The organism is Streptomyces sp. NPDC006314 (genome assembly GCF_040613075.1).
Lineage (GTDB): Bacteria > Actinomycetota > Actinomycetes > Streptomycetales > Streptomycetaceae > Streptomyces.
In genome coordinates, this window is record NZ_JBEXRL010000006.1 from 13,819 (window position 1) to 27,278 (window position 13,460).

General features: G+C 74.4%; 12 protein-coding genes. 3 read left to right on the forward strand and 9 right to left on the reverse strand.

From position 1 onward, the window contains the following. The first annotated feature begins 60 nt into the window (after window positions 1-60). Genes ABZ079_RS12730 through ABZ079_RS12740 form a run of 3 tightly spaced genes read left to right on the forward strand, consistent with a single transcriptional unit; the run spans window position 61 to window position 2,990 of the window. Complete coding sequence (locus tag ABZ079_RS12730) at window positions 61-1,215, forward strand: VWA domain-containing protein (RefSeq protein ID WP_356939433.1); 1,155 nt, start codon at window positions 61-63, stop codon at window positions 1,213-1,215. Then, a complete protein-coding gene (locus ABZ079_RS12735; protein ID WP_356939434.1) occupies window positions 1,208-2,314 on the forward strand; it encodes an XdhC/CoxI family protein in 1,107 nt (368 codons plus the stop codon). Before ABZ079_RS12730 ends, ABZ079_RS12735 begins: the two co-directional genes overlap by 8 nt. Before the next feature lie 16 nt (window positions 2,315-2,330). Next, window positions 2,331-2,990, forward strand: a complete 660-nt coding sequence (locus ABZ079_RS12740) for an SRPBCC family protein (RefSeq protein ID WP_356939435.1) — start codon at window positions 2,331-2,333, stop codon at window positions 2,988-2,990. A 136-nt stretch (window positions 2,991-3,126) separates the two neighbouring features. Here the strand turns inward: ABZ079_RS12740 and ABZ079_RS12745 are convergent, their stop codons facing one another. The 9 genes from ABZ079_RS12745 to ABZ079_RS12785 all read right to left on the reverse strand — a co-directional run bounded on the left by ABZ079_RS12745 (window position 3,127) and on the right by ABZ079_RS12785 (window position 13,429). Continuing rightward, entirely contained in the window at window positions 3,127-3,756 is a 630-nt protein-coding gene (locus ABZ079_RS12745; protein WP_356939436.1) for a GNAT family N-acetyltransferase, read from the reverse strand. Between the two features lie 30 nt (window positions 3,757-3,786). Beyond that, window positions 3,787-4,287, reverse strand: coding sequence for a metallophosphoesterase (locus ABZ079_RS12750; protein WP_356939437.1), 501 nt, complete (start codon window positions 4,285-4,287; stop codon window positions 3,787-3,789). An 18-nt stretch (window positions 4,288-4,305) separates the two neighbouring features. After that, window positions 4,306-5,304 carry an SDR family oxidoreductase gene (locus tag ABZ079_RS12755; protein ID WP_356939438.1) on the reverse strand — a complete coding sequence of 333 codons (999 nt, stop codon included), beginning with the start codon at window positions 5,302-5,304 and terminating at the stop codon, window positions 4,306-4,308. Window positions 5,305-5,369: 65 nt separating this feature from the next. Continuing rightward, on the reverse strand, window positions 5,370-6,479 hold the full coding sequence (locus ABZ079_RS12760; RefSeq protein ID WP_356939439.1) for an enolase C-terminal domain-like protein: 1,110 nt from the start codon (window positions 6,477-6,479) through the stop codon (window positions 5,370-5,372). Between the two features lie 10 nt (window positions 6,480-6,489). Then, complete coding sequence (locus tag ABZ079_RS12765) at window positions 6,490-9,534, reverse strand: FAD-linked oxidase C-terminal domain-containing protein (RefSeq protein WP_356939440.1); 3,045 nt, start codon at window positions 9,532-9,534, stop codon at window positions 6,490-6,492. 350 nt (window positions 9,535-9,884) lie between these two features. After that, window positions 9,885-10,070 (reverse strand): hypothetical protein, encoded by a 186-nt coding sequence (locus ABZ079_RS12770; protein ID WP_356939441.1) that lies wholly within the window; start codon window positions 10,068-10,070, stop codon window positions 9,885-9,887. A gap of 88 nt (window positions 10,071-10,158) precedes the next feature. Next, entirely contained in the window at window positions 10,159-10,527 is a 369-nt protein-coding gene (locus ABZ079_RS12775; protein ID WP_356939442.1) for a DUF6479 family protein, read from the reverse strand. A gap of 91 nt (window positions 10,528-10,618) precedes the next feature. Beyond that, window positions 10,619-10,891 carry a hypothetical protein gene (locus tag ABZ079_RS12780; RefSeq protein WP_356939443.1) on the reverse strand — a complete coding sequence of 91 codons (273 nt, stop codon included), beginning with the start codon at window positions 10,889-10,891 and terminating at the stop codon, window positions 10,619-10,621. 84 nt (window positions 10,892-10,975) lie between these two features. Continuing rightward, the gene (locus ABZ079_RS12785) at window positions 10,976-13,429 is read right to left on the reverse strand and encodes a SpoIIE family protein phosphatase (protein ID WP_356939444.1); all 2,454 of its coding nucleotides are present in this window, start codon (window positions 13,427-13,429) and stop codon (window positions 10,976-10,978) included. Window positions 13,430-13,460 lie beyond the last annotated feature (31 nt).

A 13,460-nucleotide genomic window follows, 5' to 3' on the forward strand; every position in this document is an offset into this window, starting at 1 on the left:
TCCGCGACCCGGCCGCTCGGAGCGGGCACCGAGAGCCGGGCGGGCCGGTGGACCGGGGCGGTGTCCGAGGCGTTTCGGGCGGATGCCGTGCTGCTCGGTTTCGTGCGGGCACTGCGGGCGGCCGGGCTCGAGGCCAGTACCGAGCGGCTGTACGCCTTTGTGCGTGCCGTGGACCTGCTGCGGCCGGGGATGCGGGCGGACGTGTACTGGGCGGGGCGGGCGACGCTGTGCGGCGGGCACGACGATCTGGAGCGGTACGAGAGGGTGTTCGCCGCGTACTTCGGGACGCCCGGCGAGCCGTCCCCGCGCGCGGTACGGACCGCTCCCCCGCCCCGGCTCAGGCTGGTCGCCCGGGAGGCGTCCGGCACCCCTCACCGGCCCGGCGGGAGCGAGCCGTCGGGTCCGCCCACGGCCACGCTCGCCAGCTCCGCCGAGGTGCTGCGGCACCGCGACGTCGCCGAGCTGGACGCCGCCGAACGCGCCCAGCTGCGGCGGCTGCTCGCCGCGTTCGCGCTGCACGGGCAGACTCGGCGCTCGGCACGGCGGCGGCCCGCCCGGCGCGGGGACGTCGACCCGCGTCGCACGGTACGGGAGTTGCTGCGGCGCGGTGGGGAACCCGTCCGGCTGCGGCGGCACGCGCGGGTGGAGCGACCCCGCCGGGTCGTGCTGCTCGTCGATGTGAGCGGCTCGATGGCGCCGTACGCCGACGCGCTGCTGCGGTTCGCCCACGCGGCGGTGCGCGGTGGCCGCACGGAGGTGTTCACCATCGGTACCCGGCTGACCCGGACGACCCGCGAACTGTCCCACCGCGACCCGGACCTGGCGATGACGGCACTCGCCGCGGCCGTGCCGGACTGGCGCGGCGGCACCCGGCTGGGCGAGCTGTTGCGCGAGTTCCTGAACCGCTGGGGACAGCGCGGCATGGCGCGCGGCGCGATCGTCGTGCTCCTCTCGGACGGTTGGGAACGCGGTGATCCGGAGCTACTCGGTGCGCAGATGCGCCGCCTGCACGCCTTGGCCCACCAGGTGATCTGGGCCAACCCGCGCATGGGCCGCCCCGGCTACGCGCCCCTGGCCGCGGGAATGGCCGCGGCCCTGCCCAGCGTGGACGCCTTCGTCGAGGGGCACAGCCTCGCGGCACTGGAGCGGCTCGCGGCGGTGGTGCGCGGGGCCGCGGGCGGTGCGGCGGTCGAGAAGGGAGCGCGGCGTGCGTGAGATCCTCCCGGCGCTGGAACGCTGGTACGCGGCCCACATCCCGTTCGGGCTCGCCACGGTCGTGGCGGTCAGCCGCAGCGCCCCGCGCGGGCCCGGCGCCGCCATGGCCGTCGGGCCGGACGACGAGGTCGTGGGCAGTGTGTCCGGGGGCTGTGTGGAAGGTGCGGTGTTCGAGCTCGCGCAGGAGGTGGTGGCGAGCGGCGAGGCGCGGCTGGAGACCTTCGGGTACAGCGACGAGGACGCGTTCGCGGTCGGTCTCACCTGCGGCGGCGAGATCACCCTGCTGGTGCGGCCGGTCACTTCCGCGTCCGACCCGGCGTTCGGGGCGGTCGCCGCGTCCGTCGCCGCGGGTGAGCCGGTGACCGTGGCGACCGTGGTCGACGGGCCCGCCCCGCGCGGGGCCTGCCTCGCGGTCTGGCCGGACAGTGTGGCCGGGACCCTGGGCACGACCGGGCTCGATGCCGCCGTCACCGCCGACGCGCGCGGCGAACTCGCCCTCGGCGCCACGGTCCGCAGGCACTACGGGCCGCGCGGGGAGCGCCGCGAGGACGACGTCACGGTGTTCCTGCAGTCCTTCGCGCCGCCGCCGCGCATGCTGGTCTTCGGCGCGATCGACTACGCGGCTGCGGTGGCCCGTATCGGTGCCTTCCTCGGCTACCGGGTCACCGTGTGCGACGCCCGCCCGGTCTTCGCCACGCCCAAGCGCTTCCCGCCCGGCGTTGAGGTCGTCGTCGAGTGGCCCCACCGTTATCTCGGGGGCACCGGCACCGATGAGCGCACGGTGATCTGCGTCCTCACCCATGACCCGAAGTTCGACGTGCCGCTGCTTCAGGAGGCGCTGCGCCGGCCGGCCGCCTACATCGGGGCGATGGGCAGCCGGCGTACCCATGACGAGCGGCGGAAACGGCTGACCGAGGCCGGTCTCACCGAGGCCGAGCTGTCCCGGCTGCGCTCACCGCTCGGGCTCGACCTCGGGGCCCGTACGCCCGAGGAGGTCGCCGTGTCCGTCGCCGCCGAGATCGTCGCCCTGCGCTGGGGCGGCAGCGGGGCGCCGCTCACCGCGACCACCGGGGCCATCCACCCGGCCGCGGCCCCCTGAGCGCGAGGAGGAAGTCATGGAGCTCCAGCACGAGTTCACCGTCCCCGTCCCGGTCGACGACGCCTGGCACGCGCTCCTGGACATCGAACGCGTCGCGCCGTGTCTGCCGGGCGCGGCGGTGGAGGCGTACGACGGCACGACCGTGACCGGATGGGTGAAGGTCAAGGTCGGCCCGGTCACCGTGGCCTACCGGGGCACCGCGGTCTTCGAGGAGCAGGACGAGTCGGCGCATCGGATGGTGCTCGTGGCGAGCGGCCGGGAGACCCGGGGGCAGGGCACGGCCAGGGCGACTGTCACCGGCACGCTGAGCGAGCGCGACGGCGGTACGGCGGTGTCGGTGCGGACCGATCTGACGGTGACCGGGCGTCCGGCGCAGTTCGGGCGCGGGGTGCTGGCGGAGGTGGGCGACCGGCTGGTGGGGCAGTTCGCGGAGTGCCTGGCGCAGCGGCTGGCGGAGCGGGCCCCGGCCGCCGGCGAGGAACCGGGGCGGCTGGACGAGGCCGGACCGGCACCGCTCGACCGGGCGGAGGCCGAGCCGCTCGACCTGCTGCGCACGGCCGGGATGCCGATGGCCAAGCGGGTGGCGGGCCTGGCGGCGGCGGTCGCCGTACTGGCTTGGGTGGCGGTGCGGCTGCGGCGGCGTGGGCGAACGGGGCACACCGTCTCGCGCCGGTGAGGGCAGATGGGGCGCGGGCACCTGCGCGACCAGCCCTCCACCGGTCGCACCCGCCGACGCACGGATCCCGGAACCCCTCCGCGCGCTCCTGGCCGGCGCCGGCCGCGCGCGGTCCCGGTCATCTCCCGGGCGTCGGTCACGGACCGGCGTGCTGGCCGCCATGCCGCTGCGCGGGCTGCTCGGGGTCGCCGGCCACGCGTGCGTGCAGGTGCTGGTCGTGCCAGCCGTCCGCGTGGAGCAGGGCGCTGCGCTGGGTGCCCTCGAAGGTGAATCCGGCCTTCTCCGCCACCCGGCAGGACGCCGGGTTCGCCGTCGAGTGGCACAGGCGCAGGCGGTGCAGACCCAGGTCGTCCAGGGCCCACCGGGCGAGTCGCCGGGTCACCTCGACCGCCACCCCACCGCCGCGCGCCGCCGGCAGCAGCCAGTAGACGATTTCGGCGGTGCCGCCCGCCAGGTCGACGTCGTTGAGTCCGATGAGCCCTACGGCCGAGCCGCCCGGCCGGGCGACGGCCCACACGGCACCGGTCTCGGCCCGCCACCGCTCGTGCATGCGGGCGATCCGGGCCCGGGCCTCGGCGCGGTCGGCCACGGTGAACAGGTTCCACCGCCGGATCGCGGGGTCCTGACCGGCGGCGAGCAGCGGGCCGGCGTCGTCCGGCTGCCAGGGCCGCAGCTCCCGGCCGCCCGGCAGATCGAGGACGGGCTGCGTGTGGTCGGCCATGCGACCTGTCGGTACGACATCGGGTATGCCGGTGTTGGCGATCACTCCGGCATCGTCGCACGGGCGACGGACCTGCTACCGCTGTGGCAGGCGGTGCAGGGTCACGTCGGTGAGCGCTCCGTCGGCGACCGTCGCCGTGAGATAGGTGCAGTGGGGCTGGCGGCGGCGGTCGGTCGGGGAGCCGGGATTGAGCAGCCGCAGGCCGCCGGGGGCGGTGGTGTCCCAGGGGATGTGGCTGTGGCCGAAGACCAGGACGTCGAGGTCCGGGAAGCGGGCGGCACAGCGGGCCTCGCGGCCCTGGGCGGGGCCGGTCTCGTGCACGACGCCGAAGCGCAGGCCGCCCAGCTCGGCGTGCGCCACCTCGGGGAGCCGGGCGCGCAGTTCGGGGCCGTCATTGTTGCCGTAGACCCCGATCAGCCGGCGGCTGCGGCTCTCCAGCAGGTCGAGGGTGGCGGTGTCGACCCAGTCTCCGGCGTGGAACACGACGTCGGCGTCCGGGAGTTCGGCGAGCAGCGGCTCCGGGAGCCGCTTGGCGCGCTTCGGGAGGTGCGTGTCGGACATGAGGAGGAGGCGCACGTCGTCAGCCTATGCGGCTCAGGAGGTCAGGCGGCGGATGCCGCGTACGGCGCCGAGGACGGCGGCGCCCGCGCCGAGGGCGGTGGCGGGGTGCCGGACGAGGGTCTCCTGCCAGGAGCGGGAGTGGGCGCTGTCGTCGAAGGCGCCGTGGGCGCCCTGGTCGTCGGCGAGCCGCTGGTCGACCGGTTCGAAGAGGTTGTCCAGACCGGTGGGCGGGATGCGGTCGGTCTGCTGGGAGTCGAAGCCGGTGCGCGCGAGGTAGCGGTCGAGCAGGGCGGGGGCGAGCCGGTTCGCCCAGATGGTGGCCACGGTGGTGGCGCCGACGTAGTACTGCTTGCGGCGCGGGTGGTCGGCGGCGTACACCACGCCCCGCGCGGCGACCTCCGGTTGGTAGATCGGCGGCACCGGCATGGGGTGCCGGGCCAGCCGGGAGCGCACCCACTGGAACTGGGGGGTGTTGACCGCGGGCATCTGGGCGACGGTGATGTGCACATTGCTGCCTCGGTGCAGCAGTTCCGTGCGCAGGGAGGAGGTGAAGCCGTTGATGGCGTGCTTGGCCCCGCAGTACGCCGACTGCAGCGGGATGGATCGCTCCGCGAGCGCGGAGCCGACCTGCACGATCGTGCCGCGGTCGCGGGGCAGCATGCGCTTGAGGGCGGTGCGGGTGCCGTTGACGAATCCGAGGTAGGTCACCTCGGTGACCCGCTTGAACTCCTCGGCGGTGATCTCCTCGAAGGGTGCGAACACGGTGGAGAAGGCGCAGTTGATCCATACGTCGATCGGGCCGAACTCCTTCTCCGCGGCCTCGGCGACGGCCTCCACCTGGGCCGGGTCGGCCACGTCGGCGGCCCGCACCAGGGGGCGTCCGCCCAGCGCGGCGACCTCGTCGGCCGCCGCTTCCAGGCCGCCCTCGCCGCGCGCGACCAGCACGATGTCCGCGCCGCGCCGGGCGTACCGGCGGGCGGTGGCGCGGCCGATGCCGGCGCTGGCGCCGGTGATGACGACGGTGGGGGGCATGTTCCTCTCCTCTTCCAACACAGTGACTCGGCTTTCAGCGCAGTGACCCGGCCTGCCGGTGCGGCTCACTCCACCCGATAGGGCCTGGCCCGCTCCTCGGCGAGGGTCAGGCCCAGTCCGGGTGCCCCGTCGGCGCCCGGGACGACGCTGCCGCCGCCGGGGTCGAGGGCGCCGTCGAAGAGGAGCCGTTCGATGCGGACGTGGTCGTGGAACCACTCCAGATGGCGGAGGTTGGGCACGGCGGCGGCCACATGGGCGTGGGCGTGCGGCGCGCAGTGCCCGGAGATGTCGATCCCGCGCGCGTGGGCGAGCGCGGCGGCGCGCAGCCAGACGGTGATGCCGCCGCACCGGGTGACGTCCGCCTGGAGGCAGTCGACGGCGTCGGCGGCCAGCATGTGGGCGAAATAGGGCAGGGTGTAGCCGTACTCGCCGGCCGTGACGTCCATCGGGACCCGGCCGCGGAGATCCGCGAGCGTGGTGAGGTGGTCCGAGGAGACGGGCTCCTCGAACCAGGTCACGCCCTCGTCGGCGAGCCTGCCCGCGATCCGTACGGCCTGGCCGCCGGTGTAGGCGCCGTTGGCGTCCACGTACAGCTCGGCCGTGTCGCCGATGCCGGCCCGCGCGCGGGCGACCCGTTCCAGGTCGCGGGCTTGCCGGGAGCCCCATGACTCACCGATCTTGATCTTGACGCGGGGGATGCCCTGGTCCTCGGTCCAGCCGCGCAGCTGGCGGTCCTCGCGCTCGGTGTCGTAGGTGGTGAAGCCGCCGCTGCCGTAGACGGGCACATCGTCGCGGGCGGCGCCCAGCAGACGGAGAAGGGGCAGGCCCAGCAGGCGGGCCTTGAGGTCCCACAGGGCGATGTCGACGGCGGCGATCGCCTGGGCGGTTACTCCCGGCAGCCCGGCGTTGCGCACGGCCCGGCACATCCGCTCGTTGGCGCGCGGCACGTCGAACGCCGGGAGGGCGGTGACGGTGCCGGCGAGCAGTTCGCGGACGATCTGGGCGGTGGCGGTGGGCGCGTAGGTGTAGCCGAGCCCGGTGGCGGGGCCGGAGCGGATGGTGACCAGGACGAGGGTGGTCTTGCCCCAGGCGAGGGTGCCGTCCGCCTCGGGGGCGTCGGTGGGCACGGTGTAGACGGCGGTGTCCACGGCCTCGACGGTCGGCTGGTCGCTCATGGTCGTCTCCTCAGCTCCGGCGCCGCAGCCCGAGGACGGCGCCCGCGCCGGCCGCCGCGACGAGGGCCGTGGCGGAGGCGGTCGTCGCCCAGCGGGCCGTACGGGACGGCTCGGGCGGGCGGTCGGCCAGGCGCTCCGGGTGGTCGCCGGGCAGGGTGCCGTCGAGGGCGAGCGCCAGGGCCTCGGCGAGGTGGAGGGCGCGGCGGCCGGTGCCGCCCTGCTCGATCTGGGTGCGGCAGCTGAAGCCGTCGGCGAGGACCAGGCTGTCGCGTGCGGCCCCTCGTACGGCGGGCAGGACGCCTTGTTCGGCGACGGCCAGGGAGACCTCGTGGTGGCCGCGTTCGAAACCGAAGTTGCCGGCCAGGCCGCAGCAGCCCTCGTCGAGGACCTCGGCGTCTAGGTGGGCGCGGCGCATCAGTTCGCGGTCGGCGTCGAACTTCATGACGGCGTGCTGGTGGCAGTGCGTCTGCACGATCGCCTGCCGGGTCAGCCGCGGTGGCCGCCAGTCGTCGGGCGTGTGGTGGACGAGTTGTTCGGCGAAGGTGCGCACCTGTCCGGCCAGCCGCCGCACGTCCTGGTCGGCGGGCATCAACTCGGGGGCGTCGGAGCGGAAGACGGCCGTGCAGGATGGTTCGAGGCCGATGACCGGGGTGCCCGCCTCCAGGTGGGGGCGCAGGACGTCGAGGGTGCGGCGCAGCACCTTCTTGGCGACGGGCAGTTGTCCGGTGGAGATCCAGGTCAGGCCGCAGCACACGGGTTCGGTGGGGACGGCGACCCGGAAGCCGGCGTCCTCCAGGACGCGTACGGCCGATTGCGCGACGGAGGGGTGGAAGTAGTTGCTGAAGGTGTCGGGCCACAGGAGAACGGTGCGCGGGTCGGCCGGATCAAGATCCCCGGTGTCGCGTGCCCGCCACCACTGGAGGAAGGACTGCTCGGCGAAGACGGGTGCCGGGCGGGCCGCGTCGAGGCCGGCCAGCCGTTTGCCCGCGCGCGCCAGAACGGGTGCGTGGAGCGCGGAGTCGACCAGGGAGGGGGCGAGGCGGGACAGCCGCGCCCACACCGGCAGCCAGCCCATCGAGTAGTGGGCTGCGGGGCGGATACGGCCTTCGTAGTGGTGGGAGAGGAACTCCGCCTTGAGGGTGGCCATGTCGACGCCGGTCGGGCAGTCGGACTTGCAGCCCTTGCAGGCCAGGCAGAGGTCGAGCGCGTCGTGTACGGCGCCGGAACGCCAGCCGTCCTTGATGGCGGAGTCGGCGTGTCCGTCGAGCATCTCGAACAGCAGTCGAGCGCGGCCGCGGGTGGAGTGCTCCTCCTCCATGGTGGCCCGGTAGGAGGGGCACATGACGCCGCCGGAGTGGCCGCGGCAGTTGCCGATGCCGACGCAGCGCATGACGGCGCGGTTGAAGGAGTGGTCGTCCTCGGGGAAGTCGAAGTGGGTCGCGGGGGTGGCCGGGCGCCAGGCGGAGCCGAGCCGCAGTTGTCCATCGACGGGGTTGGGGTGGACGATCTTGCCGGGGTTCATCCGGTTGCCGGGGTCGAAGAGGGCCTTCAGCTCGCCGAAGGCGGTCACGAGACGTTCGCCGTACATGCGGGTGAGCAGTTCGCCCCGGGACTGGCCGTCGCCGTGCTCGCCGGACAGGGAGCCGCCGTAGGAGGTGACGAGGTCGGCGGCGCGCTCCAGGAAGCGGCGGAAGTCGGCGACGCCCTCGGCGGTCTTCAGCCCGAACGGGATGCGGGTGTGGACGCAGCCCTGCCCGAAGTGCCCGTACAGGGACGGGTGGTCGTAACCGAACTCCTCGAACAGCTTCTTCAGGTCGCGCAGATAGTCGCCGAGCCGCTCGGGTGGTACGGCGGAGTCCTCCCAGCCCTCCCAGGTCTCGCGGTCGTCCGGCGGGCGCGCGGTGACGCCGAGACCGGCCTCGCGGGCCCTGAGCATCTTCTGCTCGCGCCCGGGGTCGTCGGAGAAGGCGACATTCGCGTGCTTCTCCCCGCGGCCGATGGCGCGGAGCAGCGCGTGTGCCTGCTCGTCGACGTCCTCCTGGCTGTCGCCGCTGTACTGCACCATCAGCCAGCTGTCGCCCTCCGGCAGGACGCGGAGGGAGTCGAGGTAGGCGCCCTCCTCACGCATCAGCTGTGCCATGCGCCCGTCCAGGGCCTCCAGTTGGGTGGGGTGGCCGTGCTCCAGCAGCTGGGGCACGTCGTCGGCGGCGGCGCAGATGTCGTCGTAGCCGAGGACCAGCAGCGACTGGTAGCCCGGAACCGGGACGAGGTCGAGCTCGGCACGCAGGACGGTGACCAGGGTGCCCTCGCTGCCGACGAGAGCCTTGGCCACGTCGAAGCCGTTCTCGGGCAGCAGGGAGTCGAGGTTGTAGCCGGAGACGCGGCGCGGGATCTTGGGGTAGCCGCGGCGGATGTCGGCCAGGTAGTCGGTGGCGATGCGGTCGAGGCCGGTGTAGATCTCGGCGAGCCGCCCGCCGCCGGCGATGATCCGGGCGCGCTCGTCGGGCGGGGTCGGGCCGACCCAGGCGCGCTGCCCGTCGTAGGTGAGGATCTCCAGGCGCCGGACGTTGTCGACGGTCTTGCCGTAGGCCTGGGCGGAGGCGCCGCAGGAGTTGTTGCCGATCATGCCACCGAGGGCGCAGTGGCTGTGGGTGGAGGGTTTCGGGCCGAACCGCACCTGGTGGCGGGCGAGTTGCCGGTTGAGTTCGTCGAGCACGATCCCGGGTTCGACCACGCAGGTGCGCTGTCCCGGATCGACGGAGAGGACTTCGGTGCAGTACTTGCTCCAGTCGACCACCACGGCGGTGTTGGTCGACTGCCCGGCCAGGCTGGTGCCGCCGCCCCGGGACAGGACGGGGGCGGCGAAGCGTGCGCACACCGACAGGGCGCGGGCGCCCGCCTCCACCGTGCGGGGGACGACGACACCGAGGGGGACCTGCCGGTAGTTCGATCCGTCCGTGGCGTAGGCGCCTCGGCTGCCGGCGTCGAAGCGGACCTCACCGTTCACCTCGGCGCGGAGAGCCGCCTCCAGGCCGGCCATGTCATGAGAGGTCATCTGCGCTCCTCCACTTCACCGGCGTGTGGCGTCACCGACCCGTTGCCTCGTCCGGGGACCGGCGAGTACCCGACAAATCCTCAGGTTGTCGCCGTGCACCGAGCCGAGGGGGGATGACAGGTCCGCGGACCGGCGAGTGTGCTCGCGCGGGTGAGCTTGTGAGCTTGTGCAGGTGAGCTTGTCCCGCACGGTGCCGCGCGGCGCGTCGCGATCCGTCGGCGAGACCGCCCCGCGTCGACGGCGAGGCCCTCGATCCTCCGGACCTCCGTTCGACCGCCGGTGTGCCGGACGGTGCCGGGATCGCTGTGCGTCTCCCGGCCACCCGGCCACCCGGCCACCCGGTCCTCCGGTTAGTCCTCGCCGCGCACGATGTTGTCCTCGGCCCCGGTGCCCTGCCGCTGGGCGGACGTGCGGTCCAGGACGGCGGGGAGGCAGGTGCGCACTCCCCGGCCCCGCCGGCGGCGGGCCTTCGACCAGCCGGTCTCGGCGTAGGGCAGGGCGGATTTCTCACTGGCATGCGCGGTCACTTCGTTCATCTTCCTTCTGCGCGAGCCTCGGCGCGAGGTGTGTTTCGCCGGGTCCCCGCGCCCCGGCGCCCGCAAACCCCGGCGGGCGCGAGCGGCTTCAGGTCCGGCCGCCGCCACCGCCGCCGAAGGACCCGCTGGAACCGGATGACCAGCGCGAGCGGCGCTGGTCGTCGGCGCGCTTGGTACCGGCGTTCCCCAGCTGGTGCGGGGTGAGACGTTCGCTCTCGTCGGTGGCCCGGGGCACCTCGTCGGGCTCCCGCACCTCGTGGACCTCGTGGACCGGACCGGACGGCGGCATCTTGGGCTGCTCGTCGGGCCGCGGCGGCGCCGGTTCGCGCTCGCGCACCTTGGCGCCCAGCCGGAAGGCCCAGATCAGTCCCACGACGCAGGCCACCCCGGCGACCAGGATCAGGACGTACCCGAAGACCTGGGCGCCGGTGGCCGCTTCGTACATGGCAGTGTTCATGGTCGCCGGGTACCCGGCGGCGCGCGTCGGATGCGTGCGACGGTGCGGGTCAGCCACCCGGCGCCACGCAGCCCCGCGCCCCCGGCCGGGATCAGCTACCCTGCTCCGCCGCCGCCCGTTCCACCTCGGTCTCGATCTCGGCCCGCGACCGGCCCGTCTCCTTGGCGTACTCGCTCACCGCGGTCTGCACGTCCCGGGCCAGGTCCCGCCAGGCGCGCAGGGCGGTCTCGTAGGTGCCCGACTGGGCACCCGTCATCCCTCGCTCGGCGGGCGGGCCGTAGGCGCTCCGCAGATCCTCGACGGTGGCGTGGGCCGCGACGGCCGCGCGCTGCTTCTGCACCAGTTCTTCAAAGGTGTGTGCCACATCATCCGACCCTAGGGACGAATCGCGGAGCGCGCCTCTCCAGCCTGCCTGAACGGCTGCTTCTCCCCCGCACCCGGGTGGCGGTCAGCCGTCGGGGACGAGGTCCGCCCAGACCTGCTTGCCGCCGCTGACCGGGATCGTGCCCCAGGCCGCCGACACGGCCTCCACCAAGAGGATGCCCCGGCCGCCGGTGGCCTCCCAGCCGATGCTGGCGGGCTTCACGGGGCTGCGCGGCGAGGAGTCGGCGACGGCGAGCCGCAGCCGGTGGTTGACCAGGCTGAGGTCGAGCCGGACCGGGCCGCCGGTGTGCACCAGGGCGTTGGTGACGAGTTCGGAGACCACCAGCAGGGCCGCGTCGACGGTGTCCTGTGAGACGCCCCAAGTGCGCAGGGTGCGCCGGGTGAAGCGGCGGGCATGACGAACCGCCTCCGGTACCCGCCACACCGTCCAGCTCTCGCGCAGCGGCCGTACGGCCAGGCCGTCGTAGCGCATCAGCAGCAGGGCCACGTCGTCGCCGCGGTGGGCACCGGTGAGCAGGGCGTCGGCGACCAGGCCGAGGTGGCCGGGGTCGGCGGCGGCCAGTTCGCGGGCGAGCCGGTGCATGCCCTCGTCGATGTCGGACTGGGCGGACTCCACCAGGCCGTCGGTGGTCAGCGCGATCACCGTGCCGGGCTGGAGCCTGAGCGGGGTCATCGGGTACTCGGCCTGGCCGATCACGCCGAGCGGCGGACCGCCCTCGGCCCGCACGAGGTCGACCGAGCCGTCCGGGTGGCGCAGCACGGGCGGCAGATGGCCGGCCCGTACACACCAGGCGGTGCCCTGCTCTATGTCGACGTCGACGTAGGCGCAGGTGGCGAAGAGGTCGGTCTCCATCTCCAGCAGCAGCCGGTTGGAGTGCGCGACGACGACGTCGGGGGCGTGCCCCTCGGTGGCGTAGGCGCGCAGGGCCGTGCGCATCTGGCCCATCAGGGTGGCGGCGCCCGCGTTGTGGCCCTGGACGTCGCCGATGACGAGGGCCACGTGGTTGTCGGCGAGCGGGATCACGTCGTACCAGTCGCCGCCGACCTCCAGGCCGGCGGTGGTGGGCAGGTAGCGGGCGACGGCTACCGCGCCGGGCAGCCGGGGCAGCCGGCGGGGCAGCAGGGTGCGCTGGAGCATGCCGACGAGTTCGTGTTCGGCGTCGAAGGCGTGGGCGCGCAGCAGGGCCTGCCCGGCCAGCCCGGCACAGGCGGTGAGCAGGGCGCGTTCGTCGGGGGCGAAGTCGTGCGGGCGGTCCCAGCCGATCAGGCAGGCGCCGGCCATGCGGCCGCCGGCGGGCAGCGGGAGCACCGCGAGACCGCCGGGGCCGACCTCGGCGAGCGCGGGCTCCAGCGGGCTGCCTGCGGGCCAGATCCGGGCGCGGCCCTCGCGCAGCACGGCGGCCAGCGTGGGCATGGCGCGCACCGGCGCGTCGGGCCACTCGGTGCGCCACTCGCTGCGCCACACCTCGGGCCAGGCCTCGGGTTCGGGCGGGTCGAGGACGGTGACCACCAGCCGGTCGTTCTCCAGTTCGGCCAGGGCGATCCGGTCGGCCTGCAGCGGCTTGCGCAGGGCGGCGACGACGGCCTGGCCGACGTCCTTGACGGTGCCGGCGGTGGCCAGGGAGGCGGCCAGGCGCTGCACGCGGGCCACGTCGGTGACGTCGGAGCGCAGGGTGGAGGCGTCGGCGACGGTGCCGACGAGCCGGGCCGGGTGGCCCTCACCGCCGGGCACCGGCCGGCCGCGCAGTCGCAGCCACTTGGGCGGGCCGGAGGGCTGCAGGATGCGGAACTCCAGCTCGCGGTCGCCGATGGACATGTGGTCGGCCTCGACGACGGACATCAGCGCGGGCACGTCCTCGGGCACGGTCCGTCCGAGCAGGGTCTCCACCCGGCCGTCGAAGCCGTCCCGGCCGATCCCGAACAGCCGCAGGATCTCGTCACCGACCTCGATCCGGCCGGTGTCCATGGCGAGGCTGAAGGCGTCCGGGGCCAGTTCGCCGGTGTCGTCGGCGGCCGTCTCCGGCGCGGGTACGGCGATCGCGCGGGCGATCAGCTCCAGGCTGGCGCGGTCGTCGGTGCCGAAGCCGCCGGGATGCTCGCTGACGGCCAGCAGACAGCCGGCGCCCGCGGGGCCGAGCGGCAGGGCGGCCAGGGAGAAGTCCCCGGACGGGGTGCGTCGCGCCTCGGGGCAGCCGGCCAGTTCCGCGGGGCCGAGCCACAGCGGCCTTCCGGTGCGGTGGGCCTCGGCGACCGGGGAGCCGCCCGCGGCCGGATAGCCGTCCCGGAGCCCGTACAGGGTGCGTGGCAGGCCCGCCGACTCGGCGAGGCACAGCTGGGGCGGGTCGTCGCAGGGCGTGTACACCCCGGCGAAGGCCGCCCCGGCGAACACGAGGGCCTGTTCGAGGACGCGGCGGAGCCGGTCGGGAGTGGCGAACGCGGTGAGCGTTTCGAGGGCGGCTTCGGCACGCTCCGTCCTCGTTCTTCTGATCGCAGCGCCCTCACTCACCACGTTCGCCATTACAGCGCGTGTGGGCTGCCCCCGCAGCCCC

Excerpts from the sequence above, each read along its gene's own strand:
- ABZ079_RS12760 (WP_356939439.1), bottom strand. The coding sequence starts at position 6,479 with ATGAGCGACCAGCCGACCGTCGAGGCCGTGGACACCGCCGTCTACACC.
- ABZ079_RS12765 (WP_356939440.1), bottom strand. The coding sequence starts at position 9,534 with ATGACCTCTCATGACATGGCCGGCCTGGAGGCGGCTCTCCGCGCCGAG.
- ABZ079_RS12775 (WP_356939442.1), bottom strand. The coding sequence starts at position 10,527 with ATGAACACTGCCATGTACGAAGCGGCCACCGGCGCCCAGGTCTTCGGG.
- ABZ079_RS12755 (WP_356939438.1), bottom strand. The coding sequence starts at position 5,304 with ATGCCCCCCACCGTCGTCATCACCGGCGCCAGCGCCGGCATCGGCCGC.
- ABZ079_RS12770 (WP_356939441.1), bottom strand. The coding sequence starts at position 10,070 with ATGAACGAAGTGACCGCGCATGCCAGTGAGAAATCCGCCCTGCCCTAC.
- ABZ079_RS12785 (WP_356939444.1), bottom strand. The coding sequence starts at position 13,429 with ATGGCGAACGTGGTGAGTGAGGGCGCTGCGATCAGAAGAACGAGGACG.
- ABZ079_RS12740 (WP_356939435.1), top strand. The coding sequence starts at position 2,331 with ATGGAGCTCCAGCACGAGTTCACCGTCCCCGTCCCGGTCGACGACGCC.